This is a genomic window from Sporosarcina sp. SAFN-015 (assembly GCF_059415085.1).
Map to the genome: position 1 here is coordinate 157,376 of NZ_JBPFDR010000006.1, position 25,975 is coordinate 183,350.

Here is a 25,975-nt window from a genome sequence, read left to right on the forward strand (position 1 = left end):
CGTAATGCTCGTCCGCCCAATCGCGGAAGCAGTCCGACGAGCAGTAGTAACGTTGCGTATGCTCGTCGTATGTCGCGTCTGTGTGCGGTTCAGTTGCGTTCAATTCCTTACCGCAGTGGCACGTATTCACACCACGTCAACACGCGATTCTACTGGCGCGATTAGTTTGATGTCTTCGCCTAGTACAAGCGCAGTTCCTTCGTTTAATTCCACGTTCCCTCCGCCACACGAACCGTAAGGCTCCCGACTTACTTCGGCTAGTTTACCGTTCAATTCCGGATATTCTTCGTCGTCTAGGACGCGTACAATATCGCCCTTCTTGAACTCGTTAGGCTTGCGCCCAAGTTTCGCAAATGCTACGTCTTTACCGTCGAGCTTTTCGAGGTCTTGCGGACGGAAGTAGTCGTGTTCGCCGCCGTCCGGTAGTTCGGCGCAAATTTCGTAAGAATCGTATGAGTCTCCGCAATCAAGGTCGGTGATTTCTACGATCGTGCCCGCTTTAATGTCGCCGAACTCGCCGTCCTTTAGCGTCTTAGCGTAGTCGCCTTCGGACAGTTTTGGCGTTTTCGGCTTCGCAGCAGGCTTCGCATTTACTTCATACTCCGCAACTTCCGCAGGCGTGGCGAGGCGCATTTCGGCAAACTCCGTCCAAACAGACCTTGTAGGTCCGCCGGGAACTAAGACCTCGGCGCGTGACATGCCTTCTGCGATGCGTCCGACCTTCCCGATGTCTCCGACTTTATTGTTCGAGTAGCTCGTATTCGCCGTAATGACTACGATGTCGCCCGTCTTTGGCTTCGGCTGCGCAACCGGCGCGTATACGAGTACGTTCGCTTCCGTGCGTCCGTTAAATCGGTTGTATACCGCCGCGTAATCGCCGTCACGATCCGTAATGCCTCCGCCATCTTCGACTTTGTACGGCGTACCGTTTTCTAAACAGCGGTATTCGTTCTCCGTAAACACTACGACATCGCCCGGCTGTGCTTTGCGCGAAACTAGTTCGTAGGTTGCGCCGTTGTGTTCGATTGTTTGCGCTGGCTTTGCGTTGGCCGGCGCAGTGTCTTCGACGATGACTGCGTATTCTTCCGGATAAATCTGCCGATCGTGTTCTTCGACGTGTACTGTTCCGCCTCCGCCTGCAAATCGCCATATATCCGCTTCCTTAACCGTAAGTACGTCGCCATTCGCATACTTACCGTCCGTTTGCGTAGCATTCGCAATCAAAATCCGCTCGCCCACTTTTGCGTGGCGATTTTCCGTTTTGTATTGCGGCTTGGCTGGCGCGTTACCTGCCTTGCCTTCTAGCTTATCAACGCGTTCTTCCAATGCGTCAACTCGCGAGTCGAGTGCGGGCTTGTCTGCGGTGATTTTGCGGAATACTTCGAAGTCTGACGTATAGCCGTTTGCGCGCCTCGGAAACTCAATATGCGTAAATCTACCGTCTGTATATTTCGCAATATAGAAGTCGCCTTTTTCGATAGTTCCCCACGACCTTCCGACGACTTGCACAACGTCGCCAGCTTGCGCATGTTCGTCAACCTTCGCATACTCCGCGCCATCATACTCAATCTTCGTAATTTCGCCGTTAACCATATCGATCGTCTTTACGCCTGTAAGTTTTGCCATCCTCAAACCGCCGCCTTTTCGTCGTTTTTTAATAGAATCCACCGCTTGCGCGCCGTCTGCTCCGTACTCCAATATTCGGATAATCCCGTACACTCGAACATAAAAGCACGAGTATGGTCGACTCCGATTATTAAGTCTACTTCGTCCGGCGTATACGGCTCGCCGTTACCTTTGCGCGCATAGACTACGAGCGCATTGTCGCGGTCTGTCCGTACGCGAAGGGTTTTCACTTGTACGCGATAAGTTTCGCCGTTTGCCGGATCGCGCGCTAGGAAATCGTAGACCTCCGCGACTAGCGGCTTGGCGACCTCGTAGCCCAGTTGCGTCATAAGTAGCGAAGCTGCCGTTAGCTCGCTGATTGCGCCTGTTACCTGCGTTTCATGTGCGATGTTGTCCGCCTTCCTTCCTCGTTATAGTTTGCGAGAAACCTGCCGTCGGTTAGAACGGCAAGTCATCGTCGCTTACTTCGATTGGTCCTTCGCCTTGAGCAAACGGGTCATTCGTCGATGCTGACTCTCCGATTGCAGGCCGTTCCAACCCGATTAGCGCGATATCGAAGCCCGCCTGAATCAAGTTTTCGATTTGCTGCTTCTCGTCCGCTTCGAACAGAATACCGTCGAATCGCGACATATCGAACTTGTCCGGCGCTTTGTCGAGGTTGGCGCGCTGTACGTCCGTCAAGTCCTCGTCAGGGAACATGACCGGCGACAAACTGACCGTTGTCGACGTTCCGCTACCTTGCTTCGATAGTTCGAACGCCATTTTGTCGAGGCGCTTCTCGTTCTTGACGATGATTGCGTGGATTGCTTGCGCTTGCTTCTTCGATACGTCAATGACGATTAGTTCGCCCGTCGTTAGGTCGTAGAAGCCCATCGCAAAACGTTCCTTGCAACGGTATTTAGACGCCTCTTGACCGTGGTAATCGTTGAACTCTTGCGACAAGTCCTTATGATGCTTCCAAGCGCGATCCCAAACGGTTAAGTCGTCAACCGGATAGCCTTTCGCGGATTTCTTCGAGGGCTTGTCGGCAACGAACGAATTTACCTTATTGAAAATGCCGTAGCTGAAAAACTGAATCAAGTCCGCTGTGCCGAGCGCTTTAACGAAGAACGTTGTACCGCTTTTAAAGCTCGTAAACTCATTCGCCGTGCCTGCGTCGTCGGATCGGTTTAATGCGTTGAGAGCGTCTGCTCCTGCTGTGTAGTTCGTCAATTTAACGTCCCCTTTGCGTGTGTTTTATCGGTAAAGGCGTTGCGTGCGTCCACGCGTTGCCCGTCAAGTGTGCGTCCACTCTTGCGCCCGCTACACCGCTCAACTATGCGCATTAACCTTTACAACGCTCCCTGCTACGCAAGGGCGTATTGTATCGGTAGTTGAACGATGTAGCCGACGCAAGTGCCGGCTTTATTACGTCAAACTTTCGTCAACTTTACGAAACCATTTCGCCTTCCGTCCGTAGATATACCGAAGCCTCTTGCTCGATGGCGCGATATTCGGACTCTTGCGTTTGCATTGCGTTCTGAACCGCCCGCGCTTCGTCTTCCAATACGTCAATTTGCGCTTGTATTAGCGCCTGCGTACCCGGATGTTTGCAGCGTACTTTATTACGAAATAACTCCGCAATTTCTACGTTTAAGTCCGCAAGCCGGAGGGTATACTGCCTGTAAGACCGTTTAAACGTTCGGCGCGCCTTGCGTAGTTCGCGCTCGATTGTCGTGCGGATTACGTCGGTGAGTGCGCCGGTTTGCGGCTCGAACCCACGGTGTTGCGCAATGTCATCGAGGCTGTAAACCGTGATAATTACGTCCTTGACCGGATCGAGTACGAGGCGCGTCCGTGACTTATAGTGGTCGAAGATGCGACTGTTGGACGTTGCGCCGCGGTAAACCGCCGTCTGCATGTAGTTCATGAGCTGGCGATGCGCGTCGGCGTAATCGATGCCAAGCCGTTCAGTTGCGCGCTGCTTCGCGTGTTCCGTGCAAGCATACGCACGCTTGCCAGTTAATGTCGTCATGCGAGGCGCACCCCTTTCAGGGCTGGCGTGTAGTAGTCCGCCGGATCGTCATCGCAAGGAATATCGCCGTGATATTCCGCATATGTTAGTTTAGCTTCGTCGATATTGCGTTGTGATTGCGTTACATTAGCACCTAAATTTTCCATAACGTGTATAAACATTTCTATATACCTCCTAAAAGTAGTTGTATACTATAGTCAACGGTGGTATAATAGCTTGCGGATAGTATTTTTATAAATACTTAATAAAGTACTTATATGAAATATTACCCGCAACTAAATAAGACACCATTGTTATGCGGTTAATACCGCTCTACATTCTGTTTTGAATCGCGTAATGAATTTTCGGTGTGATTCGGATTTTCCGCCTAATGTATCCGCCAAGATACTGGAAATTTCTCGACTATCCGTAAATCCATTTGCCCAAGCGTTCAAAACTAAGTTTCTGCGACGGTCTCCTTGCGCCAACAGGGAGATCGTTTCTTTTTGCGTTTCTTTCATTACCAATGCATTTTCGACGTTCGCCAAAACGTCCTCCGCTTCGTACTCGGCACTTTCCTCGTCATTACCCTTTGAGATTGCCAAATCTCTGAATGATGTAGGAGCTTCGTACTTGCTACGCTTTAAATGTCGAGCTGCCGCGCGGTTAATGCAATATCGTGCAATTGCTGCTACCGACTTTATTTCCTTCTCGACTATCTCCTTGCCAATAGATACATAACAAGTATGCTCAAATGATGTTGCGTCGGGCAGCTTGTACCAAATTTCCGCAGATGCTTTTTCTACTAAACTTACAACGGTTTTGTTTTGCATCGCGGCTTTGATAAATATTAAGTTTTTACTTGCGATCAACTTACTTCCTCCTTTTATTTCGCCTTATACTATAGAAGGGGACAGTCACCTAGCAATATGGGACATTTCTTCAAAAGTTTTTTCGGCTATTTACTTATTAATTGAATCATAATATAATAGCTTGAGAAAGTCAAACCATTTATCTTACAATTTACATAGGGAGTGGGTATTAATGTTCACATTCAAACCGTTAAGGGATTACTTGGACCTAAAGGGTCTTTCAATCAAGAGGATTACGTCCGAGCTTGGTCTCTCGACAAATGTTGGAGTTGCGCTAAATAATGATCGGCCTGTAAAGTTGGAGCACATCGCAAGTATATGCCTACACCTCGACTTACCTATCGAATCCGTAGTCGAAATAATCCGCAATACTGACGCCTAATCGGGCGTCTTTTTATTTGGCTTACGTTTATCCCCTCCGTTATGGTAAAATTATCCGCGGAGGTGGTCGGTGATAAACGTTACACTGCGCTGTAAGTTGTACGACCTCCGGACTGCGCGCGGCTATACGCAATACGACCTCGAAGTTAGGACGGGCATTAGCGAGAAAACTATCTCCGCCTACGAGAATAATAGGCGCCTAATGAACGTAGGTACGATGGCTAAATTCGCTATTGCGCTGAATTGTTCGCTCGACGACCTCTACGAGTTCGAAGTATCTTAATGCGCAGTATCGCAGGTCGGGACGGGTTCTTACCGTCCGGGCGCAAGGTAACGTTTTGTTTACCTTTCGTCGCCGTTACATCATAACGCGATAGTAGTACGTTGTAAAGACGTTTATTCCAAATTTCGACAATCCGTAATATTTTATCCGCTCGCCCCTTATTTTACCGCCAATTTCGGTATTTGTATAGCACTTTCACGCAATTTAGACACGGAAAAGTTTGACAAATAACGTAACTGATCCGGCCCGTGACGCATTAAACAATCGTTTGCGTCGTTGCAGTCGCCGTATTCAATAACGCATAATTCCAAATGTCCCGCTAACTGCGCGCGTGCTCTTTCGTTCAGCCGCCGGCCCGCTGCGTCATTGTCGCCGCCCAACGCTATCATGCGCAAGCTCGACCGCTTTATTGCGTCCACTTGCGCAGGGCTGATCGAAGCACTACCGACGGCAATTGCCGCAATACCCGCAACACGCCACGACATTACGTCGATTTCGCCCTCGCACAATACCGCAACAGTTTCGCGCCTTTCGTTTATCGCGTCCAGCCCATAGACTATATCGGCAATTGGCGTCGCACCTTTAACGTAGAAGAAGTCCTTGCCGCGCGTACTGCGATATTTTATGTTCGCGAGCTTGCTGTCCGGTGTGTGCCACGGAATTGCCGTAAAGCCTGGCTTGTCTTCCCCGTAGCCAACCGCGTAAAGCCGCTGTACGTCATCCGTTATGCCGCGCGTCCGCAAATAAGGACTTACCGCTTGCGTGACGGGTTCGGGCGTGTTGTACGTTGGGCGCGTGCGTAATTGCGGCGCATTAATCCGTATAGGTTCGCCCTGACGCGTGGGCGCGCCGTACTTTGCCGTCAGGTAGTCCGCAACGTCTTCGGTCGTTTCGCCGCGCAGCTCCGCAAGTAGTGCGAGCAAGCCGCCCTTTTGACCGGAACCGCTATCGCCCCATGTGCCGGCGTGTTCACCCGCAAGGTGGACGTAAAAGGAAGGCGTCCTGTCGTCGCGAAACGGTGATTGCGCGATTAGCTTGTCCGCGCGCCAGTCGGCATTGTAGCCGAAGTCGTATTCCGCGAGTTCCTCGGCGATGTCGATGTTGAGCGTTTGATTGCGAATTTTTACGAGTGCCATAAATGCACCTCCTACTATCTATAGTACGTAACTCGATCGGATTCACACGGCGTATAATAAGTACTACCAAAAGTCGTCCGTTTTGAAACAACTTATTTTGCGCTCCCTACTATTATTCTACGTCAAATCGGCGCGAGAGTTAACTAGAAGTCGAAGTCCGCCGCAACCGCCTCGCCCGTTTCCATTTCGCGCACAATCCCGAAGTTAGGTAAGTACAATACGTTTATTTGCGTACCTTCCCCTCCGTTACGACCTTTGCCGATTTCAATAATTCCCTCTCCGTTTAGCGAATCGATACCGAACGTATTCGTCGCGTCCTCTAGTACAGCTTTCGATTTTTTTATTTCTGCGCGTTTCGGCGGGCATAAGATACGGTCGCCCTCGTCGTCTGTGTCGTCGCGAACTTCTTCCGCTTGCGTCACGATATGAATAACGGCTTTTTCCGACCCGCACAGTCGCCGTATGCGTTTTGACGTATTCGCAACGTCTCCGCCCGCAACTCGCGACGTATTTGCGTCGAAGTCCATTAGATAAATCGGATCAATCAGTACGACGTCTGCTTTCGTAGCTTTAATGTCTGCCGCAAGTTGCTTCGTATCGCGCGTAAGGAAATCGCTGTCGTCCGCTGCGCGTAAGATGATATTGCCGGGCAGTATTTCGCCTTTTGCGAGCTTATCGACGAACACGCGCAATCCTTCTTCGTAACCTTCCGACAACTTACCGGACAATAGCGCACGATTCTCGAAACCTACCTCGTAATCTATGCCGTCTATTTTCTCGGTCGTTCCGCTAACCCTTGCGCTGATTGTCGAATAGGCACGCGCCATCCATTCGAAGCGGCTCATTTCCATGGCCCACACGAGTACGGTCGCGCCCTGAAACGCTGCTTCTACGATTTCTTCCATAGTAAAAACGGATTTACCGCGCCCTGATCGTCCATACCACGTATACATGTTACCGCTGAAATAGCCGCCTATTTGTTCGTTGATTAGCGGGAACTTCGATTTCCATAACTTGAACGAGCGTCCTTCCTTGCGTTCAATATATTCGTCTAGGAATTTCGAACCATCCGCTTTTATGTCCGTTCCTACCTTTTCTCGAACGCTTGTTCTAAGTTTAACCGATTCAGCCGCAGGAAGCAAGTAGTCATTTATGAAACTTTCGCCGCCTAATTCGTTTAGCTTGCGCTCGAACTCGCCAGTCTCGAACCATCGCAATATTAGCCGCTGTGCCGTGAAGTCCTTAATCTTACGCGCGAGGTATTCGTATTGATCGCTCACGTCCGGCAAGTATTCGTAGCCCGAAACTTCCGCAGCTACCGTCAAATAGCTCGGCGCCTGCCCGCCGTTTTGCGCCGCATAATCCGTTACGAAACGATAGGTCGCGCGGTCTACGTCGGACGGCATGTCGTCGAGCGTAATTTGATGGCGCGTTAGGGCGTCGACTGCGTTTTCTTCGATTACTTTATTGAGCATCAGTTTCGCGTATTCCATCGTCTACCTCCTTTTCTGCATGGCGTTTTTCTAACGTCCGCCTACGACGTTTTATGTCCGCTTTATGCTCCTTCTTCGCTTTCTTTTCGCCCATTTCTGCGAATGTCCACGAATTAACCGCGTCAAGTGATTTCGCTTTAAAACTACGATTGTCCATCCGCAGTCAACTCCTTTATTTGCGCATCAATTTCGTCATATCTGTGCTGCTTATACGCTTCCATGTCCGCAACAGTTACGAAGTCATCGGAAGAACCTACGTTATTTCTTTCGTCGAGTAGCGCGTCGATCTTTTCGGCACGCGTGAGAACCTTCGGCTTGGCTGGCGTTTTTACCTTCGGTTTAAACACTTCGTCCACCTCCGCATAAAATGGTATTCCGAACAATGGCGATAGAAACGACGGCATTTTATAGTGGTGCAAATAGGCGTCAGCTTCGACCGCTCTGCAGGCGAGTTTAACGTCGGCTTGGTCGGCCATCATATATTCCGCAGTTACGACGCAATGGCAATCGTAGTAGATGTCCTCCGCCTCAAAATCGCGGTTGTACGATTCCTCGCGCGTGTAGCCGTCTACGCGGAATACGCGGTCGCCGTATCCTTCGATCGTGATTAAGTCGTCAATTTGCGCGATTGGTTCGAGCATGTGCGCCCTCCTTTCGAATTAACCGTTGTCTTTCGCTTCTTCATTTCCGCATTCATCGCATTCGATTTTTATGACTGCGAAGTTTTGGGAGCTAGTTAAATACACGTTTACAGACACGCTTCCGCAGTTATCACAGACTATATTGAACTTGTCGAAGTAGTCGATATTATTACCTCCTTCGTACTAACGTCTTCCACGCTTACTACTTCCGCCGAAATGAATCACGCCGCAATTATCGCGAATACGGTCATACAACCGCGCAGTAAATACGTCCCTTAACTCGTCTATCGCGACATTCGACGTATACACGGTCGGCAGTCCGTTAGCGACGCGGTGATTGATAATTGCGTGTAAATACGCAGAAAATGCCTCCGTAGCGCTACGCACGCCAACGTCATCAAGAACGGCGAAAGGCGCTTGCTGTACGCGCTTTATTTTCGCACCGATCCGCTTCATTGCGTCTTCGTCATGCGTCATAGCTGCGAGGTTATATTCGGACTGAAACTCGTTCACATCGAGGAATACCGCCATAACTTGCGCCGGCTGTTCGCCCCTCTTTAACGCCGCGATATAGTTGCGCGCAATATATTCGTGCAGTAGCGCAACCGCCGTCGTAGTCTTGCCCGTACCTGGAGATTCCGACCATAAATACGCGCTCTTTACGTCATTGCCTGCAAACGTGTCGGCATAGCGCGCAAGACTGGCGTATATGTCCGCTTGGCTCTCGCGCGCTGGCGAGTTGGCGAGCGTCACATTGCGGTAGTCGTCCGGTATGCCCGCCGCGCCGATCCGGCCGCCCTTGCCGTTTAGTCCGTAGAGGGCGATAAAATGCGGACATTGTGCCGGACAAGTAGCGCAGCCGCCGCGTTTAAAGCCGTCGAGTATGCATTTCATCCTACCGCCTCCTCGTACGTTTGTTGCCACTTGCCCGAAGGTTCGTCGCGGTTATATTTCGCTGTACGTCCGCAAAGGGAGCAGTTAACCGTCAAGCCTTCGTAAATTGCGTTAGTATATCGATTTATTTCCGATTGGAACTTCTCCGCGTTATACCCGTGATATTGAAACGTAATATCATCGAAGCAACTAAAGCATAAATTTCCGTTTCCCATTCCGTCACCACCACCCGTTCAGTTCTTCGAGGTCAGGCGCTTCTTCTACGCTCGCCTTACGTCTTTCCTGCGCAAGCTCGTCCGCTTGTATCCGTTGCCAGTCCGTTTTCCGATACGTCCATATCCACCCGAAATTAACGCCCGGATATTGCGGTGTAGGCGTATAATTATCGAAGGTAATATCGATAAAACGCTTGACCGCTTCATTCGATGCCTTGCGCGGCTTGCCCGTTCGTGTGCCGATTAAATCGCCGATCATTCCCTTTTCCGCAGTCCATCCGCGAAAAGGTGCGTAGTCGATTCCGAATAACTCCTTATGCTTGTCCGCAAGGTAAGCGTGAAAAGTAGTCGTATTCCACGTATCTAGCGGACGATTCCGCCAGTCTTTCGCAGGTGCGAGTTTAGTCATTCGCTAACGCCTCCGAGCAATTCTACGATTTTATTCGAATCTATTTCCGTATATACTGCTATGCCGCCCATCGTTACGTGTGTCTCGATGTACAGTTCGTTATCTTGTGCGTACTGTTTTAGCTTATTCGAATTTACTACGGTTGTTTTAAATACTGCGAGTTTTTCCGTAGGGAATCGCTTAGTCATCGAACGTCTCTCCTTTCATTTCTCTGCGCAATCTCCACAGCAATCCCTTACTGTCGGATACTCCCATTGCCTTTCCGCATTTTGTACATCCGTATACATGCGCAGAAAGTTTCCAATCACGTCCGACCCACATCCACGCATGTCTGCAGAATAATCGCCGAATCATACGCGCTCAACCTCCCGTCCAAGATTCCGCTCGATAGCGTCATATGCGAAGTCTTTGTGCTGTCTGTGCGATAATCGGCGCGTAGACCATAACGCAATCGACGTCATATCTTCGTATTTGGTCAGTAAATCTACATACTGCTGATTCGTATAATTACGTCCATGCGGCGCATGTGATTCGATTTCGTCCCGCAACCGCTCAACCTCCGCAAGTAGCGCGGGAATGTCCTCGCGTGCATGGGCGATAAATTCGGCGTCATAATACCGCGTTATTTCGTTAGTTATGGCGCATATTTCCCGTTGCGGTGTTACTGGCGCCAAATATCCGTGCTGATCGTTATATTTCCACGGACCCACCGTAGCCGCCTCCGCTCGCTTGCGGATTGCTTCGAGGTCTTGCGTTGTAAGTGGTTTCATTCCGTTTCCTCCTTAGTTTTGCTGCGATTTCACCGTGCCTACGCGTTTCTAACCGCTTGTCCGAGCGTTTATACCTCCGCACTCAACAACGCGTCTACGTGCGCTTTAAACGCGCGTAATTCGTCGAGGACTTCGCGCAATGTAGTAGCGTCGCCCGTCCGTATTTTATATTCGTTCAGAAACGTGAGGGCGCGCGGTATAGTTGCGAAATATTTGCCGACGCTCCGCCATTCCTGCCGGATTGTTGCGTCGTGTTTATCCGGATCGAATGCCGGTGATTTCGTCGGGTCGACCGTGATAAGGCGCTCGATTACGATATTGTCCGCGTCGGGAAATGCTAGGCGATATTCTGCGTCGATTGCGATTGTGCGTTTAGCTGGCGTTGTCATTACGCATTCACTCCTTCGATTTTAATACCGAGCAAGTCGAGTGTTTTCTCGATTCCAAAGCGAACTCCGACGTCGTGCGAGTACCTGTGCTCCGCGATTAATGCGTTAATCTTGCCGTAGTAATCGCGCACTTTTTCCTCCGGCGTCTTTTCAACTTCGTAGCCGTTGACGAGTGCGCGCATTAACTCGTTAGGATGGCGCTGTGAATCCATTTCGAGCGAGTTATAATAATCGTTCAGCACGCGCAACTCCGCGAATTTAGCAAGTTCTTTCGCGTCATCTAAATGCGCAAGTATTCCGTATTTCGTAAAATGATAACCGTCGATTCCTCCGAGCAATTTATCGATCGCTTCCATAACCTTTTGCGGTATCTTCACTTTTCCGTTTGTCATTCCGATTCCTCCCCGTTTGTAATTACGTAACCGACTGCCAACGCCCTTGTCGCGTCAGCTTCGTAAAGTCCTGCGTCGTTCAGCGCGACAATTGCGAATAGATATGCGTTAAAGTCGTTGCCGGCGCTTGCCTGCCGATATTGCTCGACTGCCGCCGCTTGCTTGCGTGTTACTTGTAGCCGTTTTAATTGCGTCATGATTGCGTCACTCCTTCGCTTGTTTTGAGCGGGATTTCACCGCGTAGAATCGTTTGTAGGCTCGTCCGTGAGTGTTTGTTCCTAATCGGGTTAGGAGCGCTCTAAGGTGGGCGCAAACTACGTTATGTGTTGGTCCTCCGGTGAAGTGCGATGCGGCCGCCGCCTTTCTTTTGCTTTAGTTTTCTTTTATCTTTTAAAAGATTTGGCGCGCCCTTCTATCTCTTATATAGATTGCGTTTCTCTAAAAGGATACATAGCGAGAAAACTTGTTTTCGAGCAACGGTCTTGAACTTATCTTTTATCACTTATTTCCTTTGCGACGTATGTTTAGTTTAGTTAACTATAAGTATAGATAACTGTAAGTATAGTTCGTCTGTCCTTTCCGTCACCCCGAGGCTGTCAAAAACGACAGTGCCGGGCTGTCAATTACGACAGGGCTACGTCCAATAATACATACTGATTCGACGCCTGAAACCCTCGCGCATCCGCTCTCTTACGAATATCGATGTAACCGGCGTCCTTCAAGTTCTGCAACGATCTACGCGCTACTCGCTCGCTACACCGCGCCTTCTTTGCGATAGTTTCGACGCTAGGGTACGATGTCTTGTCGTTGTTATCTGCGTACATACACAAGACCGCATATACTGCGATGTCAACTGGCTTTTCCAACTTCGTGTCTTTGTCGACTACATCGCGCGTCATTAAGAAGAACGGGCGCTCACGGAAGTCGATTACGACTTTATCTTTCGGCATGTCAACGCTCCTCCCCGCTCATTCCTCGCCCGCACTCCGCCACATTTGCGCCAGTAACATGCAAACTATTACAACCACATACGCCATCCACAGCGCCTTACCGATTTCCGTCATGCGGTTTTCACCGTCCTTCCTTTTCGCGCTGACACTTCGTCAATTAACGTCTGAATTTCGTCACGTAGCCCCGGTGAAATATCCGGAAAGTAGTCGAATACGTGCACAAGACGGACGCCTTCGGGTAAATCCGGAATGTCATCGTCAGGCATATCGTCTATTGCGTAGATTAACGTTAAGTAGTCGGTGTGGCGCGTGTACTTTTCGATTGTCTTGCATCCCCTATTAAACGCTGTACTCTTTGATAGTTTCGCGTCGAGCCATTCGTCTTCGAGAACGAAATCAGGTAGACAGCCATCTTGATAGTATGTGGTTGATACGGGACTGCCGATTACTTGGAAAGACTTGTGTAACATCGACTCAAAACGATGGCCCATTCTTGCGAAATACGAGCGATTCAAACTGGACGTATATTCGACTAATGGGACCGAAATATTGTGGTAAGCTCGGAAATTATCGAAACCGCCGTAATGTTTATAAATATAATGAACGATATGCCGATATTCTGTGAGTGCTGCGTTATTTAAATCGTCCGGGCTGTGATCCGCAACGAATTGAGAAAGTGCTTCTCGCTCCAAATCACTACGATAGTCATCCGCAAGCGATGTGATGCCGGGCATGTCTACGTTAAAATTACGCATTACGTACTCGCATACCGGTTCGTTCGGAACAACTTTATACGGACTATCAATATGGAAGCAATCCGCTAACAGTACTGGAGGAATAGCGTGATATTCAATTTCATCGAAAGCTACGTAATCTTCAAAGGAATTACGCTTAATGAACCTACGAACAGTCTCGTGATGTACTCCATATTTCCGTCCGATTGCAGATACTGACATCCCCGCGTCTAAATCCGATTGAACTAGTTCAACTTCTAAAATCCTAACCACCTCCCGATATTTTGCGTCCTTACTTCCATATCGTTTTGAAAACGAAAGTGCGGAGTAATTTTGCGAAATTCTTTTCCGCCTTTACTACAGAAGGGGACGGTATATACGCGATATGGGACATAGATTGCGTAATTTAATTCGAAAGTCCTACGCACACCACGCAAAAAAGACCCCACGCAATTAAGCGCAGGGCCTTCGTAATTCCGTTATTTAACTTTCCATCCGCGCTCCAAGTGCTTCGTTTCAGCTAGGTGCTCGCCTTTACTATTTACGAAATATACGTAAACGAAATCGCTACTGCCGCGCCCTTCGAACATTTGCGCGCGTGTATTGGATTCGATCCTGCCGCCGAAGTCATCGACGAATTGCTGTCGTAACGTCACGGGCAGATACGCAAAGTCGTCGGTCAAACGCACGTTTACGATTTCGTAGTCGGATTCCGCGACAATACTAACGATCACACCGTCCGATTCTGCGATTAGACGGTCGTATGCTTCCGATAGTGCTGCCGTCTGTTGCGCGGCTTGTTCTTCCGCTTTTGCATCCTCGGCCGCTTTAGCCTGCGCCTTCTTCGCGGCTTCCGCTTCGTTCTTCTTCGTTATCTCCGCGATACGCGCCGCTGCTTCGGCGTCCTTCTTAGCTTGTTCTTCCGCGGCCGCCTTTTCTTCTGCGGTCGGCTCCGCAGCAGCTTCCGCGATGTTTTCCGCCGCAGGCTTACCGTCAGGCGCGTCCGGCAGTATCATGCCGAGTAGAACTATCGCAAGAAATGCGTATAAGTACGTAGCCCAACGTTTATAAAACGGTTTTTTCATCAATAATTCGCTCCATTCGCTCTTTTTCTTATTATATTGGAAAACGTCTCCAGTAGCAAGTTAGCGCGAATGTGGTATAATGCGGTCATACGTCAATTTTGTCGCTATGATTGCCCGTAATTTATCGGAGTGGCAACGAAATTTCACGGCACAAACACCGCTCAATTCAACGCTACAAACACCGTAGTAGCAACGTTTAACTTGCTACATGCTCTAAACGTATTTTATCTGCAATCATTGCAATGAATTCACTATTGGTAGGCTTGCTTTTCAAATGATGGACTGTATAGCCGAATGTTTTTGAAATGACGTCGTAATTCCCCCGGTTCCACGCAACTTCAATTGCATGCCGAATTGCACGCTCGACACGAGATGGGGTTGTTTTATATTTCTCTGCAATATCCGGATAAAGAACTTTTGTAACTGAACCGAGCAGATCGACGTCGGTATAGACCATTTGGATAGCCTCTCTAAGGAACGCATAACCTTTAATATGGGCCGGTACTCCAATTTCTTTAATAATCGACGTAATGGTTGTGTCAAGCATCCTTTGTGATATCGCGGAATCTGCTTCCACCGACTTTTGAACGACCGGCTTTGACTGTTTTTGTATGCCTGCTATTTGGAATATTTGCGAAACTAACCTGTCAAATTCAAAAGGTTTCAGCATAAAATAGGAAGCCCCTAACCCACCTGCCTGTGCCATGACGTCTTCTTGTCCGAATGCTGTTAGCATAATAATATGCATATCAGCTAATGCTGGATTCTTTTTTATTGTATCCAACACTGCAATCCCATCCAAATGAGGCATAATAATGTCCAATAGTAGTAAATCAGGCTTGTTCTCTTGTAACATGGATAGACAGACCTTGCCATTATGAGCTGTCCAAATCACTTCCAAATCTGGATGCTGTTCGAAATATGCATCCATCGTGTTCACTAGTTCTTTATTGTCGTCCGCAATTGCTATCCTTACTTTCCCCATCCCGTTTCCCCCTACTCATTATTCATCCATTTACATTACTCCCATGAATATATTATTCGCATGAAAATGAACTGCTGTAAAGGAAAAATTCGACAAACATTTGAACAATCCTTTCCTTTTTTGAAAAATGAAACTTACGGATTATAGTTTCGCCAATATTCGACGAAATTCAATGAAAAAAGCCGATCCAAAAGCGGATCGACTTTTTTTACCGTGTTCGTTCACCGTCCCGCATCGTAACTAAAAATAAGCCGGCGCCTTTTTTGGGTTCATCGACAAACATATGAGTGACTGCCCCGACAAATTTTCCATTTTGGATGACTGGACTTCCACTCATACCTTGTAAAATTCCTCCGGTTTCTTCCAGCAATTTTGCATCGGTTAAAATAAAATGGAACTGTTCCTCCTCAACGTCTGTGATTCGGATGGAGAATTTTTCGACTTCCGTCCCTTTTACAGTAGTAAAAATTTCCGCTGCCCCCGCTTGTAATTCTGCGGGTTGCATAATTTCGAGTGGATCAGCTAACACTTCCTTATGAGCATCGTTCCAAGTGCCGAATATTCCGTAAATTCCATTGGTTTGGATTGTGCCTAAATACTCGTCATCATCAACAATGGAGGAGATTTTGTAACCCGGAGTGCCTGGTGCACTTTTCTTAATTTGTTCAATTTCAGAAAGGTAAATTGCCCCATTTTTAAAAGGCGGTGGAGATTTCAAGGAGCTGTCAACGATTTGATGGCCAAGGGCTCCATAAGTGCCTCGATTCGGATCGACATACGTCAATGTCCCGGTTCCTTCTGTTCGGTCTTTAAGGAACGGAAGGAGACGATTTACGGCTTCTTTTTCCGCCATCACTTCAACAGACTTGCCTTTTCGACTGATATTCATGTGGATTTTCCCTTTATTCGCTTTCGCCATGACTTTTTCGAAATCGTTGAGACTGACGATGTCTGTCCCATTTAGACGGTTAATGGAGTCACCCGCCTTTAGCCATTGCTCATTGTTGATTAATACATCATTTGTAACAAAAATGCCCGACAAATCCATTTGAATACCAATTGAATGTCCCATCGGAATTACCCGTTCACTTGACGAAGCTGAAATATCGTGTTGGAACGGCAGGAAAAGCAATAGCGTGGCAAACGAAGCGGATAACATCAGTCGTTTACTCCATCCCATGTTTCACCTCCTCGGCTGAAAGATACTATTGGTATGTCCGTTCAGATGAATCTTATGAAAGGTTAAATCATGTAAAAAAACGCATACATAACGTATGCGCCTAAATGCGAAAAGTTGTTTTCCGTTCGTCTGCCATCGTTAAAAGTTCTTCAGCATGCTGGAGTGTGAGCGGTGTAATTTCCGCCCCCGACAACATTCTGGATAATTCCTTCGTTCTTTCCAAATCGGTGATTTCTGCAACGGAGGTCGTTGTCCGGTTCATTTTCACATCTTTCCGAATATGTAAATGATGATCAGCCATTGCTGCGACTTGAGGTAAATGCGAAATGCAAAGTACTTGAGAATGAGTGGCAATCATTGCGATTTTGTCTGCAATTGCTTGGGCAACCCGACCACTTACACCCGTATCAACTTCGTCAAAAATAATCGAAGTAATCCCTTGGTGTTTAGAAAAAATCGTTTTCAACGCCAGCATAATTCTGGATAACTCTCCACCTGATGCAATCTTAACAAGAGGCTTCAATGGTTCCCCAAGATTTGTTGATATGAGGAACACCACTTCATCAAAACCATTTCTGTCATAAACAAGAGAAGCTTTTCGATTGATGGAAACTTTGAATGTGGATTTCTCCATATGCAGCTCTTTCAATTGATGCATTATTGCATCTTCTAATCGTATAGCTGACTCTTGTCGGATAATTGATAACTCATTCGCTTCCACTTCTAAATCTTTTTCAAGCTGTGCCAGCTTTTCCTGTTCTTGTCCAAGCCGTTCATCACGATTGAGCAGCTGATCAAGCTCGTCTGAAATTTTTTCTCGGTAAATAAGTATATCCTCTATCGTTGCACCATATTTCCGCTTTAATGACTGAAGCATTGCTAGCCGATCTTCCACGACAGGCAATCTAGTCGGGTCGTACTCCATTCTGTCAATAATGCTTTTTAATTCGTGTGAAGTGTCTTGAAGCGAGTAAAAGCATGTTGAAATGATTTCTGAATGAGATGCAAGATCCTTGTCGATTGAAGCAGCATCTTCCAGATCGCTCATTGCAGAGCCAACCCAATCCAAAGCATGATTGTCGCCACTAATAGATTCATAGGCAGTATTCAAACGTTCAAAAATCCTGTTGAAATGTTGAAGCTTCAATTTTTCTTCTTCAAGTTCTTCTTCTTCACCAATAACAAGTTCTGCATTATCTATTTCGTTCAATTGAAACGAATAAAGATCGATTCGCTGCGCCACTTGTTGTTCGTTTTCATTTGCTGTTTCTAATCTACGCTTCAATTTGGAGTACTGAGTATAAACTTCCAAATAATTGTGATGCGCTTCGGCCAAGTTTGATCCAGCAAATTGATCAAGAAGATGAATATGCCGCCTCTCATTCATCAACTCTTGGTTATCATGCTGACCATGAATATCTATTAATTGGGAACCTATTTCCCTTAAACTCGCAATTGTCACCAGTTTACCATTTACACGGCAAGTCGTTTTGCCATTAGCATTCAGATCGCGTCTTAGAATAATACTGCCATCCTCGCATTCAATGCCGAATTCAGAGAGTTTCTCGAAGACAGGATGATGTTCGTCGTCGATCGTAAACATCCCTTCCAATTCGGCCTTTTTTGCGCCATGTCGAATGAATTCCTGTGAACCCCGAGCACCAGCAAGGAGCTGAACCGCATCAATGATTATGGACTTTCCGGCACCTGTTTCCCCAGTAAGAACAGTCAATCCTTCGTCAAAAGACACTTCGAGATGCTCTATTATGGCAAAGTTATGAATGGAAATTTCACTTAACATTCAATATGCACCTCCTTCATTGAACGATCAGCTCAAATAAGTGCTAATAGCCTCGATTTTACATCTACTGTTAACGACTCATCCCTGCAAATGATCATGCATGTATCGTCACCGCAAATTGTTCCGAGCATTTCATCCCATCCCAAATTATCAACAAGAGAGCCGACTGCATGTGCATTTCCTGGCAGTGTCTTTAAAATGATGAAATGGCTCGCACTATCAATACTGATAAATGCGTCAGTCATCATTCGACGAAGCTTTTCTTCCGTATTAAATTTATGGACCGGCGGCAGGCTATATTTATAACGACCATCAGACAATGGGACTTTGATAAGATGCAATTCTTTAATGTCGCGGGAAACTGTCGCTTGAGTTACGTCAACTCCAGCACTTTTCAATTTATCGACAAGCTGGTCTTGAGTTTCAACTTCCTCATTAGTAATAATATCTCGGATACGAAGATGCCGTTGCCCTTTATTCAAAACAATCACTCCCATGCTTATATTCACACCTTTCATTCAGATATCAACTCAACGCTTCATGCGCTTCAGAGACTAATGTCGCGAAAGCCGTGTCATCGTATGGATTGACAGGCTCTTCTTCCGAGCGCAAATGGAACAGAAACTCAATATTCCCTTCTCCCCCTGTCACAGGAGAATAAGATATGCCCTGTAATGAAAAACCATTATCCCTTGATGATTCCGCTATTTTGTGGAGAATCTCCAAATGAACAGATTTATCCTTTACGATCCCTTTTTTCCCCACTTTGTCTTTTCCTGCCTCAAACTGGGGTTTAACTAGGGCCACGACATCTCCGCCATCAGCAATTATTCGCTTCAGTGGCGGTAATATTAAGGAAAGTGATATGAATGACACGTCAATCGTTGCTACTTGCGGCGTTCCTTTCGTGAATTGTTCAGGCATCGCATGTCTGAAATTAGTTTTCTCCATGACGGTAACCCGTTCATCACTTCGAATTTTCCATGCAAGCTGGTTTGTTCCAACGTCGAGTGCATAGCAATGGTCTGCTCCGTTCTGCAAAGCGCAATCCGTAAATCCTCCCGTTGAGGAGCCAATATCCAAGACGATTTTATCTTTAACAGATAAGTCAAAAACGTCAAGAGCCTTTTCGAGTTTTAAGCCGCCTCGACTCACGTATTTCAAGGCTGAACCTTTCACGGTAAGCGGAGCGTCTATCTTAATCTTTTCACCCGGCTTGTCCAATCTTGTTTCAGCAGAAAACACAATTCCCGCCATAATGGAACGCTTCGCCTGTTCCCTTGTCTCCACTAGTCCTCGTTGGACAAGGAGAACATCGACGCGTTCTTTAGATTGACCATTCGTCATACAATTTCCCTTTCTGCCGGTGTGAAACCTTTGACAGCCAACTCCATCGTCCGAACTACATTTTCTGCAGTCAAATCGATTTCTTCAAATAATTTATCTACACTGCCATGTTCAATAAATTCATCCGGAATGCCGATACGGCTGATGGAGACATTCGAAGAGACATCATGAGCGTATTCAATAACAGCACTGCCGAAGCCGCCAGCCAATGCCGCTTCTTCAACAGTTACAATCGGTTTGCCTGTTCTGAAAAGCTGATTAAGCATATCTGTATCTAACGGCTTAATGAATCTTGCATTGACGACTTTTACATGGATCCCCTTTTTAGCAAGAGAATTAGCAGCTTCTAAAGCCATTGCAATAGTCGTTCCGAATGTCAAAATCGAACCGTCTGCACCTTCACGCAATACTTCCCATGTACCGATAGGAATTGTTTTCAGCTTCTCATCCATTACGACTCCGAGACCGTTCCCTCGAGGGAATCTCATTGCAATAGGACCGTCATTATATTCCAACGCAGTCTTCACCATATGTTGCCCTTCGTTTTCATCTTTTGGCATCATAATGACGAGGTTCGGCATATGGCGTAAAAACGAAATATCGTACACGCCATGATGAGTTTCCCCATCTGCTCCTACTAGCCCAGCACGATCGATGCCGATAAATACATTCAGTTTCTGTCTTGCAATATCGTGAAGCATTTGGTCATATGCACGTTGTAGGAATGTCGAATAGATTGCTAAAAACGGTTTCATTCCTTGAGTCGCCAAACCTGCTGCCATAGTAGTGGCATGCTGTTCAGCAATTCCCACGTCAAAGAAACGTTCCGGGAATTCTGCTGCAAAGGATTCCAGTTTAGAGCCGACAGGCATAGCAGGAGTAATGGCTGCTATTCGCTTGTCTTCCCGTGCGATTTTCCTGACAGTTTCAGCAACTAATCCGCTCCATGATGGAGCAGTTGTCGGCGATTTCAAGAAGTCGCCTGTTTCTATCTTATAAGGACCAGTTCCATGCCAAGTTCCAATTTTATCATTTTCCGCTGGCGTGTAGCCTTTTCCTTTTTTCGTCAAAACGTGAAGAAGTACAGGCCCTTCCACTTTTTTGGCATACTGAAGGTTCCGTTCCAAATCATTGAAATCGTGGCCATCAATCGGTCCTAGATACGTAAACCCAAGCTCTTCAAAAAACACGCCTGAAACGAGCAGATATTTCAAGCTATCCTTCACTCGTTCAGCAGCTGCAGCCACTTTTCCACCGACTGCTGGAATTTTTTTCAATATATATTCCAATTCGTCTTTTACGCTATTGTATTTTCCAGCAGTCCTTAACTTGCCTAGAATATCATGAAGCGCACCAACGTTCGGAGCAATCGACATTTCATTGTCGTTTAGGATGACGATCATATTCGTTTTCAAATGACCGATATGGTTTAATGCCTCCAAAGCCATACCACCCGTCAATGCGCCATCGCCAATGATAGGAATGACATGGTTCGAATCACCTTGCATATCTCTTGCCGCAGCCATTCCTAAAGCGGCAGAAAGGGACGTCGAGCTATGCCCTGTCTCCCATACATCATGCTCACTTTCAGACATCTTGGGGAAGCCGCTTAGTCCCTTATATTGGCGGAGAGTGCCGAATTGGCCTGCTCGCCCTGTCAATATCTTATGCACATACGCTTGATGTCCGACATCCCAAATGATTTTATCTTTCGGGCTGTCAAACAGTTTATGCAACGCCATAGTCAATTCGACGACACCTAGGTTAGGCCCGATATGACCGCCTGTCACAGACAAGTTTTCAATTAAAAATTTCCGGATTTCTTTTGCCAATTCCGTCATTTGCTCTTTATCAAGCGTCTTAAGAAAAGACGGATTTGTAATTTTAGTGAGATCCACTACTATCACACACCTTCATAATTTATTGCCACGGAGTCAAAGTAATATTTATATTATAACAAGAAGGTTCTTCAATAGGAACTATTGGACCATAATCCGGATATCCGGTTTTTCATACAAATGAAATGTCATGCATTTCTTTGGACGATATAATCAGCAAAAAGTTTTAGCATTGAGGTTTCCTTCTTTAAAAAACCTAAGCTTTCGATTGCGTCTAGGTGATATTTGTCTAGCTGTTGCTGTGCACCGTCAATTCCTAAAAGGGAAGGGTACGTTGATTTGTCACTTGCTGCATCGCTATTCGCTGTCTTGCCAAGCTGCTCAGTAGTTGACGTAACATCCAAAATATCGTCTTTGATCTGGAAAGCCAGTCCGATGTTTCTTGCATAATTGCGAAGCTGTGTCATTTCTTCTTCGCTTGCATCGCAAAGAATTCCGCCCGCCTCTATACAGAATGATAATAAAGCGCCTGTCTTATGCACGTGGACTTCTTCGAGCTCTTCCAGAGACAAGGATGCCGTTTCCCCTTCCATATCCAGGATTTGCCCGCCTACCATGCCATTTGCGCCAGAGGCATCTGCCAGCAGAGCAATTAATTTAATGACCTGTTCTGGTCTCGCGTTTTCCAAGGAAGCTAATATTCCAAATGCTCTCGTCTGTAACGCATCTCCGGCAAGAACAGCCGTCGCTTCCCCATACACTCTATGATTCGTCGGTTTTCCCCTTCTAAAATCATCATCGTCCATGCAAGGAAGATCATCGTGGATGAGAGAGTATGTATGGATAAGTTCGGCGGCGCACGCAACTTTAAATGCGTCATCGGACGTTTTCTCGAAATCGGTTAGAACTGCTAGGACGAGAAGTGGACGGATTCTTTTACCTCCTGCATTTACCGAATAGAGCATAGATTCCTTTAAAGACCGTGGAGCTTTTTCACTGACGATTAAACGATTCATTTCTGCATCAATTAATGGTGCATTTTCTGAAATGAAAGTCTCTAAATGCTTATCCATTCGATTCCCGTCCTTTCGAAGGGTCGAACGGGGTCGACTCACCGTTATCGTCTATAATTGAAATGAGCTGTTTTTCCGCATCCTGCAATTTCCCATGACAATAAGCAGAAAGCTCCATTCCTTGCTTGTATAACGTGATGGCGTCCTCCAATGGAACGTCACCAGATTCCAATTTTTGAACAATGCCTTCCAACTTCGACATCGCTTCTTCAAATCGAAGTGTTTCCTTGCTCATTTAGTTTTCCTCCTCATCCTTCATCTTGATTGACTTTATTTTCGTTTCCACAGTTCCATCCTGCAAACGGACTTGCAGAGTTTCTCCGACTTCGAGGCTAGAAACGGAATTAGTGACCGTTCCTTCTTTATAAACGATCGCAAATCCTCGATCCATAACCTCTAGTGGATTTAACGCTTTAAGCATCCTGATCGCCGAAGTAAATTGATCCGTTTTATTCCGCAAATCATTTTGAATTGCCCTTGTCATTCTTTCTGTGAATAACGTAAGGTTCCGATCTTCCTCTTTTATCCGTTGCAGAGGTGAATAAAAAGCTAACATCCTATTCAACCGGTCATGATCAGCTTTTCTATTGGCGGTTAGTTCATTCCTACTTCTTAGAAGTCGGTCATCCAATCCGCTTAACTTCTCTGTAAATGGACGATAAAGCCTTTCCGGGAATTGCAATGGATAGGATTGCTGATATGTTGTCAGCCGTTTACGTTCATGTTTAATTTGATTCGAGAAAGAAATGTAAATCGAGCGCTTCCGCTCCAAGATTCTCTCGAATAATTCTTCTCTAGAAGGCACCGCCAGTTCAGCAGCTGCAGTCGGCGTCGGCGCTCGCATATCAGCTACAAAGTCCGCGATTGTCGTATCCGTTTCGTGGCCGACAGCACTGATTAATGGAATTCGGCACGAAAAAATCGCCCGAGCTACCGTCTCTTCGTTAAATGCCCATAGGTCTTCAATCGATCCACCGCCTCGTCCCAAGATCAACACATCAATCGATCCATGAGATTCAGCTAGCTCCAATGCCTGTACGATGGAAGGTGCGGCTTGTGGACCTTGCACAATTGCGGGAAACAGGCATATTTCCGCTAATGGGTATCTACGTTGCAGTGTAGAACAGATGTCTCTGATTGCAGCTCCGGACTGGGCAGTAATAACACCAATCTTCCTTGGCAATGCTGGCAATCTTTGCTTCCAACGTTCTTCGAAAAGGCCTTCCTTCGCCAGCGTCTTTTTCAATTGTTCATACGCTAAAAATAATGCCCCCACACCATCTGGTTGCATCGATTGGACGTAAAGCTGATATTGGCCACTCGATTCGTAAACATTCACATCTCCAGTGATAAGAACATTCATGCCTTCTTCCGGTTTGAATTTCAAGGATCCTGCAGCAGTCCGGAACATGGCAGACTGTATTCTGCTTTTATCATCCTTCAGTGTAAAATAAATATGCCCGCTCGGATGAATTTTTACATTGGAAAGTTCACCTTTCACAAATACATTTCTCAAGTATGGATCTGCTTCAAATTTACGTTTTATGTATTTTGTCAACGAATGTACAGAAAGATACGCATTTTCACTCAATAACTTCACCCCCGGAGTTTTCGACGTATAGAAACGCTGTCTTTCCTTTGAAAAACAGCGCCGCTCTTCATTTATGGAAGTTTAGGTAAGGAACGCTTACCCTTCTTAATTGTCTTTTCTTAATGTGCATGTCGCTTCTGCACTTTGCAATGTATTCTTTAGCAGCATCGTAATTGTCATTGGACCGACGCCACCTGGAACCGGCGTAATGGAGGAAGCAACTTCCTTCGCTTTCTCAAAATCGACATCGCCGCATAATTTCCCGTGTTCGTCCCGATTCATACCGACGTCAATGACGACTGCTCCTTCTTTAATATGTTCGTCCGTTATGAATTTCGCCCGGCCGATGGCAGCAATTAGTATGTCTGCCTGTTTCGTGAATGACGGAAGATCCTTCGTCTTTGAATGGCAATATGTCACTGTTGCATCTTTTTGCAACAGTAATTGGCCCATCGGTTTCCCTACGATGTTGCTTCTCCCGATGATAACAGCATGCTTTCCGGCAATATCAATGTTGGAACGTTTCAGCATTTCCATAATTCCATGCGGGGTGCAAGGAAGGAATGTCTTTTGTCCAATCATCATTTTGCCAACGCTTTGAGGGTGGAATCCATCTACATCCTTGCTAGGATCGATTGCTTGAATGACGAGATCTTCATTGATATGCTTTGGCAAAGGCAGTTGGACTAAAATACCATGAATCGACTCATCGTTATTCAATCGATCTACATGAGACAATAATTCCTCTTCAGTCACTGTCGCAGGCAATCTGATCAACTCTGATTTCATCCCTACTTCAATACTGGACTTTTCCTTATTCTTCACATATGTCTGGGAGGCAGGATCTTCCCCTACGAGAATGACTGCAAGACCTGGTTTACAGCCAGAAGCTTCGAGAATACCTACCCCTTCTTTAATTTCTTCTCTAAGTTCTTTGCCAATTGCAATGCCATCTATCAATTTTGCGGACATCCGATTTCCCTCCACCGATTTATTTTTCTTCGAATTTGGATAGGACACCGTTAACAAAACGGCCCGATTTTTCATCTCCAAATTGCTTACATAGCTCAACAGCTTCGTTCAATATAACTTTATGCGGCACATCTTCATGGTGCAGCAATTCATAGACTGCCAATCTTAGGATTGTCCTTTCAATTTTCGGCAATCTGTCAAGCGACCAGTTTTCAAGTTTGCTTGCAAGCACCTTGTCCACTTCGTCTCGATGTTCAGTCGTTCCTTTGACAAGTGATTCATAGAAAGGATCAATTGGCCGTTCCATTATATAAGTTATAGCTTCCTCGATCGACATATCTGTGTTATCCAATTGAAAAAGCGTTTGAACGGCCTTTTCGCGTGCTTCTCTTCGTTTCATTCGTTTGTCTCCTCCACTACTGTGTCTCTTGGGCTTTATCATAGCATATTCAGTTGACGAAGATATAGCAGGACAAGTTGAAAAGCACCATCCAATGGACGATGCTTTTCAGATCATTCTGTTTCGGCGGGCGTATCGAAATCAATGCCGGTTATATGGACGTTCACTTCTTCTGTTTCAAGCGAGGTCATATTGTATACTGCATGACGAATTTGTCTTTGAATCTCCGTCGCTACAGTGGGTATCGAGTGGCCATATTGGACGACGCAATACACATCGATTACAAGTTTATCGCCGGTCCAATCAGTTTTGACACCTTTTCCGTGGAACACTTTGCCGAACTTCTCCGCAACCCCAGTTGCGAAATTGCCTTTGGTTGTTGCGACACCATCAACTTCGTTCGTTGCAATGCCAATGATGACTTCAAGTACTTCAGGAGCTAGTTGAACGCGTCCCAAAACCTCGTCTCCTTTTGAGCTCTTTCCTGCGAATGAAGGATTTGCCTTTTCAGCCATGCCACTTCTC

At 46.6% G+C, this 25,975-nt stretch carries 35 protein-coding genes; 1 reads left to right on the forward strand and 34 read right to left on the reverse strand.

The window, feature by feature from the left end:
- Positions 1 to 126: 126 nt before the first annotated feature.
- The 6 genes from ACR65H_RS12365 to ACR65H_RS12390 all read right to left on the reverse strand — a co-directional run bounded on the left by ACR65H_RS12365 (position 127) and on the right by ACR65H_RS12390 (position 4,491).
- Complete coding sequence (locus ACR65H_RS12365) at positions 127 to 1,626, reverse strand: hypothetical protein (RefSeq protein WP_440500599.1); 1,500 nt, start codon at positions 1,624 to 1,626, stop codon at positions 127 to 129.
- Positions 1,627 to 1,628: 2 nt separating this feature from the next.
- Positions 1,629 to 1,955 carry a hypothetical protein gene (locus ACR65H_RS12370; protein ID WP_440500600.1) on the reverse strand — a complete coding sequence of 109 codons (327 nt, stop codon included), beginning with the start codon at positions 1,953 to 1,955 and terminating at the stop codon, positions 1,629 to 1,631.
- A 109-nt stretch (positions 1,956 to 2,064) separates the two neighbouring features.
- Entirely contained in the window at positions 2,065 to 2,838 is a 774-nt protein-coding gene (locus ACR65H_RS12375; RefSeq protein WP_440500601.1) for a hypothetical protein, read from the reverse strand.
- A gap of 217 nt (positions 2,839 to 3,055) precedes the next feature.
- Positions 3,056 to 3,640 (reverse strand): hypothetical protein, encoded by a 585-nt coding sequence (locus ACR65H_RS12380; protein WP_440500602.1) that lies wholly within the window; start codon positions 3,638 to 3,640, stop codon positions 3,056 to 3,058.
- Entirely contained in the window at positions 3,637 to 3,801 is a 165-nt protein-coding gene (locus ACR65H_RS12385; protein WP_440500603.1) for a hypothetical protein, read from the reverse strand. The genes ACR65H_RS12380 and ACR65H_RS12385 overlap by 4 nt, the downstream gene beginning before the upstream one ends.
- Before the next feature lie 132 nt (positions 3,802 to 3,933).
- Complete coding sequence (locus ACR65H_RS12390) at positions 3,934 to 4,491, reverse strand: hypothetical protein (RefSeq protein ID WP_440500604.1); 558 nt, start codon at positions 4,489 to 4,491, stop codon at positions 3,934 to 3,936.
- Between the two features lie 451 nt (positions 4,492 to 4,942).
- Here ACR65H_RS12390 and ACR65H_RS12395 point away from each other — a divergent pair, with 451 nt between their 5' ends.
- On the forward strand, positions 4,943 to 5,155 hold the full coding sequence (locus tag ACR65H_RS12395) for a helix-turn-helix transcriptional regulator (RefSeq protein WP_440500605.1): 213 nt from the start codon (positions 4,943 to 4,945) through the stop codon (positions 5,153 to 5,155).
- A 158-nt stretch (positions 5,156 to 5,313) separates the two neighbouring features.
- On the opposite strand, the gene ACR65H_RS12400 is transcribed toward ACR65H_RS12395, so the two are convergent.
- The 28 genes from ACR65H_RS12400 to ACR65H_RS12535 all read right to left on the reverse strand — a co-directional run bounded on the left by ACR65H_RS12400 (position 5,314) and on the right by ACR65H_RS12535 (position 25,965).
- A complete protein-coding gene (locus ACR65H_RS12400; RefSeq protein WP_440500607.1) occupies positions 5,314 to 6,291 on the reverse strand; it encodes a toprim domain-containing protein in 978 nt (325 codons plus the stop codon).
- Between the two features lie 143 nt (positions 6,292 to 6,434).
- Positions 6,435 to 7,784 carry an AAA family ATPase gene (locus ACR65H_RS12405; protein WP_440500608.1) on the reverse strand — a complete coding sequence of 450 codons (1,350 nt, stop codon included), beginning with the start codon at positions 7,782 to 7,784 and terminating at the stop codon, positions 6,435 to 6,437.
- On the reverse strand, positions 7,756 to 7,941 hold the full coding sequence (locus ACR65H_RS12410) for a hypothetical protein (RefSeq protein ID WP_440500610.1): 186 nt from the start codon (positions 7,939 to 7,941) through the stop codon (positions 7,756 to 7,758). The genes ACR65H_RS12405 and ACR65H_RS12410 overlap by 29 nt, the downstream gene beginning before the upstream one ends.
- Positions 7,928 to 8,425, reverse strand: coding sequence for a YodN-related protein (locus ACR65H_RS12415; protein WP_440500611.1), 498 nt, complete (start codon positions 8,423 to 8,425; stop codon positions 7,928 to 7,930). Before ACR65H_RS12415 ends, ACR65H_RS12410 begins: the two co-directional genes overlap by 14 nt.
- A gap of 183 nt (positions 8,426 to 8,608) precedes the next feature.
- Complete coding sequence (locus ACR65H_RS12420) at positions 8,609 to 9,319, reverse strand: P-loop NTPase family protein (RefSeq protein ID WP_440500613.1); 711 nt, start codon at positions 9,317 to 9,319, stop codon at positions 8,609 to 8,611.
- The gene (locus ACR65H_RS12425; protein WP_440500615.1) at positions 9,316 to 9,534 is read right to left on the reverse strand and encodes a hypothetical protein; all 219 of its coding nucleotides are present in this window, start codon (positions 9,532 to 9,534) and stop codon (positions 9,316 to 9,318) included. Before ACR65H_RS12425 ends, ACR65H_RS12420 begins: the two co-directional genes overlap by 4 nt.
- 4 nt (positions 9,535 to 9,538) lie before the next feature.
- Complete coding sequence (locus ACR65H_RS12430; RefSeq protein WP_440500616.1) at positions 9,539 to 9,943, reverse strand: hypothetical protein; 405 nt, start codon at positions 9,941 to 9,943, stop codon at positions 9,539 to 9,541.
- Positions 9,940 to 10,131: a hypothetical protein gene (locus tag ACR65H_RS12435; RefSeq protein ID WP_440500617.1), complete on the reverse strand. Its 192-nt coding sequence runs from the start codon at positions 10,129 to 10,131 to the stop codon at positions 9,940 to 9,942. Before ACR65H_RS12435 ends, ACR65H_RS12430 begins: the two co-directional genes overlap by 4 nt.
- Entirely contained in the window at positions 10,124 to 10,297 is a 174-nt protein-coding gene (locus tag ACR65H_RS12440) for a hypothetical protein (protein WP_440500618.1), read from the reverse strand. Before ACR65H_RS12440 ends, ACR65H_RS12435 begins: the two co-directional genes overlap by 8 nt.
- Positions 10,294 to 10,713: a hypothetical protein gene (locus tag ACR65H_RS12445; RefSeq protein WP_440500620.1), complete on the reverse strand. Its 420-nt coding sequence runs from the start codon at positions 10,711 to 10,713 to the stop codon at positions 10,294 to 10,296. Before ACR65H_RS12445 ends, ACR65H_RS12440 begins: the two co-directional genes overlap by 4 nt.
- A gap of 68 nt (positions 10,714 to 10,781) precedes the next feature.
- Positions 10,782 to 11,102 carry a hypothetical protein gene (locus tag ACR65H_RS12450; RefSeq protein WP_440500621.1) on the reverse strand — a complete coding sequence of 107 codons (321 nt, stop codon included), beginning with the start codon at positions 11,100 to 11,102 and terminating at the stop codon, positions 10,782 to 10,784.
- Positions 11,102 to 11,494 carry a hypothetical protein gene (locus ACR65H_RS12455; protein ID WP_440500623.1) on the reverse strand — a complete coding sequence of 131 codons (393 nt, stop codon included), beginning with the start codon at positions 11,492 to 11,494 and terminating at the stop codon, positions 11,102 to 11,104. The genes ACR65H_RS12450 and ACR65H_RS12455 overlap by 1 nt, the downstream gene beginning before the upstream one ends.
- The gene (locus tag ACR65H_RS12460) at positions 11,491 to 11,691 is read right to left on the reverse strand and encodes a hypothetical protein (RefSeq protein WP_440500624.1); all 201 of its coding nucleotides are present in this window, start codon (positions 11,689 to 11,691) and stop codon (positions 11,491 to 11,493) included. Before ACR65H_RS12460 ends, ACR65H_RS12455 begins: the two co-directional genes overlap by 4 nt.
- Before the next feature lie 426 nt (positions 11,692 to 12,117).
- The gene (locus ACR65H_RS12465; RefSeq protein ID WP_440500626.1) at positions 12,118 to 12,444 is read right to left on the reverse strand and encodes a helix-turn-helix domain-containing protein; all 327 of its coding nucleotides are present in this window, start codon (positions 12,442 to 12,444) and stop codon (positions 12,118 to 12,120) included.
- A 110-nt stretch (positions 12,445 to 12,554) separates the two neighbouring features.
- Positions 12,555 to 13,451 (reverse strand): helix-turn-helix domain-containing protein, encoded by an 897-nt coding sequence (locus ACR65H_RS12470; RefSeq protein ID WP_440500628.1) that lies wholly within the window; start codon positions 13,449 to 13,451, stop codon positions 12,555 to 12,557.
- A 206-nt stretch (positions 13,452 to 13,657) separates the two neighbouring features.
- Positions 13,658 to 14,263 (reverse strand): hypothetical protein, encoded by a 606-nt coding sequence (locus ACR65H_RS12475; RefSeq protein WP_440500630.1) that lies wholly within the window; start codon positions 14,261 to 14,263, stop codon positions 13,658 to 13,660.
- 196 nt (positions 14,264 to 14,459) lie between these two features.
- Positions 14,460 to 15,248, reverse strand: a complete 789-nt coding sequence (gene spo0A, locus ACR65H_RS12480; RefSeq protein ID WP_440500631.1) for a sporulation transcription factor Spo0A — start codon at positions 15,246 to 15,248, stop codon at positions 14,460 to 14,462.
- A 208-nt stretch (positions 15,249 to 15,456) separates the two neighbouring features.
- Positions 15,457 to 16,428 (reverse strand): SpoIVB peptidase S55 domain-containing protein, encoded by a 972-nt coding sequence (locus tag ACR65H_RS12485; RefSeq protein ID WP_440500632.1) that lies wholly within the window; start codon positions 16,426 to 16,428, stop codon positions 15,457 to 15,459.
- 100 nt (positions 16,429 to 16,528) lie between these two features.
- On the reverse strand, positions 16,529 to 18,229 hold the full coding sequence (gene recN / locus ACR65H_RS12490; RefSeq protein WP_440500634.1) for a DNA repair protein RecN: 1,701 nt from the start codon (positions 18,227 to 18,229) through the stop codon (positions 16,529 to 16,531).
- Positions 18,230 to 18,261: 32 nt separating this feature from the next.
- Positions 18,262 to 18,711, reverse strand: a complete 450-nt coding sequence (gene ahrC / locus ACR65H_RS12495; protein ID WP_440500635.1) for a transcriptional regulator AhrC/ArgR — start codon at positions 18,709 to 18,711, stop codon at positions 18,262 to 18,264.
- Positions 18,712 to 18,754: 43 nt separating this feature from the next.
- The gene (locus ACR65H_RS12500) at positions 18,755 to 19,576 is read right to left on the reverse strand and encodes a TlyA family RNA methyltransferase (RefSeq protein WP_440500636.1); all 822 of its coding nucleotides are present in this window, start codon (positions 19,574 to 19,576) and stop codon (positions 18,755 to 18,757) included.
- On the reverse strand, positions 19,573 to 21,474 hold the full coding sequence (dxs, locus tag ACR65H_RS12505; protein WP_440500637.1) for a 1-deoxy-D-xylulose-5-phosphate synthase: 1,902 nt from the start codon (positions 21,472 to 21,474) through the stop codon (positions 19,573 to 19,575). Before dxs ends, ACR65H_RS12500 begins: the two co-directional genes overlap by 4 nt.
- Positions 21,475 to 21,602: 128 nt before the next feature.
- A complete protein-coding gene (locus tag ACR65H_RS12510; RefSeq protein WP_440500639.1) occupies positions 21,603 to 22,487 on the reverse strand; it encodes a polyprenyl synthetase family protein in 885 nt (294 codons plus the stop codon).
- Positions 22,480 to 22,722 carry an exodeoxyribonuclease VII small subunit gene (locus ACR65H_RS12515; protein ID WP_440500640.1) on the reverse strand — a complete coding sequence of 81 codons (243 nt, stop codon included), beginning with the start codon at positions 22,720 to 22,722 and terminating at the stop codon, positions 22,480 to 22,482. Before ACR65H_RS12515 ends, ACR65H_RS12510 begins: the two co-directional genes overlap by 8 nt.
- A complete protein-coding gene (gene xseA / locus ACR65H_RS12520; protein WP_440500641.1) occupies positions 22,723 to 24,078 on the reverse strand; it encodes an exodeoxyribonuclease VII large subunit in 1,356 nt (451 codons plus the stop codon).
- Between the two features lie 105 nt (positions 24,079 to 24,183).
- Positions 24,184 to 25,050, reverse strand: a complete 867-nt coding sequence (folD, locus tag ACR65H_RS12525) for a bifunctional methylenetetrahydrofolate dehydrogenase/methenyltetrahydrofolate cyclohydrolase FolD (RefSeq protein WP_440500643.1) — start codon at positions 25,048 to 25,050, stop codon at positions 24,184 to 24,186.
- Positions 25,051 to 25,069: 19 nt separating this feature from the next.
- Positions 25,070 to 25,450, reverse strand: a complete 381-nt coding sequence (gene nusB / locus ACR65H_RS12530) for a transcription antitermination factor NusB (RefSeq protein WP_440500644.1) — start codon at positions 25,448 to 25,450, stop codon at positions 25,070 to 25,072.
- Between the two features lie 113 nt (positions 25,451 to 25,563).
- Entirely contained in the window at positions 25,564 to 25,965 is a 402-nt protein-coding gene (locus ACR65H_RS12535; protein ID WP_440500645.1) for an Asp23/Gls24 family envelope stress response protein, read from the reverse strand.
- Positions 25,966 to 25,975: the final 10 nt, after the last annotated feature.

What these genes read in the sequence shown, in the direction of transcription:
- ACR65H_RS12365 (WP_440500599.1), bottom strand. Translation starts at nt 1,626, where the DNA reads ATGGCAAAACTTACAGGCGTAAAGACGATCGATATGGTTAACGGCGAA.
- ACR65H_RS12370 (WP_440500600.1), bottom strand. Translation starts at nt 1,955, where the DNA reads ATGACGCAACTGGGCTACGAGGTCGCCAAGCCGCTAGTCGCGGAGGTC.
- ACR65H_RS12380 (WP_440500602.1), bottom strand. Translation starts at nt 3,640, where the DNA reads ATGACGACATTAACTGGCAAGCGTGCGTATGCTTGCACGGAACACGCG.
- ACR65H_RS12385 (WP_440500603.1), bottom strand. Translation starts at nt 3,801, where the DNA reads ATGTTTATACACGTTATGGAAAATTTAGGTGCTAATGTAACGCAATCA.
- ACR65H_RS12400 (WP_440500607.1), bottom strand. Translation starts at nt 6,291, where the DNA reads ATGGCACTCGTAAAAATTCGCAATCAAACGCTCAACATCGACATCGCC.
- ACR65H_RS12405 (WP_440500608.1), bottom strand. Translation starts at nt 7,784, where the DNA reads ATGGAATACGCGAAACTGATGCTCAATAAAGTAATCGAAGAAAACGCA.
- ACR65H_RS12410 (WP_440500610.1), bottom strand. Translation starts at nt 7,941, where the DNA reads ATGGACAATCGTAGTTTTAAAGCGAAATCACTTGACGCGGTTAATTCG.
- ACR65H_RS12415 (WP_440500611.1), bottom strand. Translation starts at nt 8,425, where the DNA reads ATGCTCGAACCAATCGCGCAAATTGACGACTTAATCACGATCGAAGGA.
- ACR65H_RS12420 (WP_440500613.1), bottom strand. Translation starts at nt 9,319, where the DNA reads ATGAAATGCATACTCGACGGCTTTAAACGCGGCGGCTGCGCTACTTGT.
- ACR65H_RS12425 (WP_440500615.1), bottom strand. Translation starts at nt 9,534, where the DNA reads ATGGGAAACGGAAATTTATGCTTTAGTTGCTTCGATGATATTACGTTT.
- ACR65H_RS12430 (WP_440500616.1), bottom strand. Translation starts at nt 9,943, where the DNA reads ATGACTAAACTCGCACCTGCGAAAGACTGGCGGAATCGTCCGCTAGAT.
- ACR65H_RS12435 (WP_440500617.1), bottom strand. Translation starts at nt 10,131, where the DNA reads ATGACTAAGCGATTCCCTACGGAAAAACTCGCAGTATTTAAAACAACC.
- ACR65H_RS12440 (WP_440500618.1), bottom strand. Translation starts at nt 10,297, where the DNA reads ATGATTCGGCGATTATTCTGCAGACATGCGTGGATGTGGGTCGGACGT.
- ACR65H_RS12445 (WP_440500620.1), bottom strand. Translation starts at nt 10,713, where the DNA reads ATGAAACCACTTACAACGCAAGACCTCGAAGCAATCCGCAAGCGAGCG.
- ACR65H_RS12450 (WP_440500621.1), bottom strand. Translation starts at nt 11,102, where the DNA reads ATGACAACGCCAGCTAAACGCACAATCGCAATCGACGCAGAATATCGC.
- ACR65H_RS12455 (WP_440500623.1), bottom strand. Translation starts at nt 11,494, where the DNA reads ATGACAAACGGAAAAGTGAAGATACCGCAAAAGGTTATGGAAGCGATC.
- ACR65H_RS12460 (WP_440500624.1), bottom strand. Translation starts at nt 11,691, where the DNA reads ATGACGCAATTAAAACGGCTACAAGTAACACGCAAGCAAGCGGCGGCA.
- ACR65H_RS12465 (WP_440500626.1), bottom strand. Translation starts at nt 12,444, where the DNA reads ATGCCGAAAGATAAAGTCGTAATCGACTTCCGTGAGCGCCCGTTCTTC.
- ACR65H_RS12475 (WP_440500630.1), bottom strand. Translation starts at nt 14,263, where the DNA reads ATGAAAAAACCGTTTTATAAACGTTGGGCTACGTACTTATACGCATTT.
- spo0A (WP_440500631.1), bottom strand. Translation starts at nt 15,248, where the DNA reads ATGGGGAAAGTAAGGATAGCAATTGCGGACGACAATAAAGAACTAGTG.
- ACR65H_RS12485 (WP_440500632.1), bottom strand. Translation starts at nt 16,428, where the DNA reads ATGGGATGGAGTAAACGACTGATGTTATCCGCTTCGTTTGCCACGCTA.
- recN (WP_440500634.1), bottom strand. Translation starts at nt 18,229, where the DNA reads ATGTTAAGTGAAATTTCCATTCATAACTTTGCCATAATAGAGCATCTC.
- ACR65H_RS12500 (WP_440500636.1), bottom strand. Translation starts at nt 19,576, where the DNA reads ATGACGAATGGTCAATCTAAAGAACGCGTCGATGTTCTCCTTGTCCAA.
- ACR65H_RS12510 (WP_440500639.1), bottom strand. Translation starts at nt 22,487, where the DNA reads ATGGATAAGCATTTAGAGACTTTCATTTCAGAAAATGCACCATTAATT.
- ACR65H_RS12515 (WP_440500640.1), bottom strand. Translation starts at nt 22,722, where the DNA reads ATGAGCAAGGAAACACTTCGATTTGAAGAAGCGATGTCGAAGTTGGAA.
- folD (WP_440500643.1), bottom strand. Translation starts at nt 25,050, where the DNA reads ATGTCCGCAAAATTGATAGATGGCATTGCAATTGGCAAAGAACTTAGA.
- nusB (WP_440500644.1), bottom strand. Translation starts at nt 25,450, where the DNA reads ATGAAACGAAGAGAAGCACGCGAAAAGGCCGTTCAAACGCTTTTTCAA.
- ACR65H_RS12535 (WP_440500645.1), bottom strand. Translation starts at nt 25,965, where the DNA reads ATGGCTGAAAAGGCAAATCCTTCATTCGCAGGAAAGAGCTCAAAAGGA.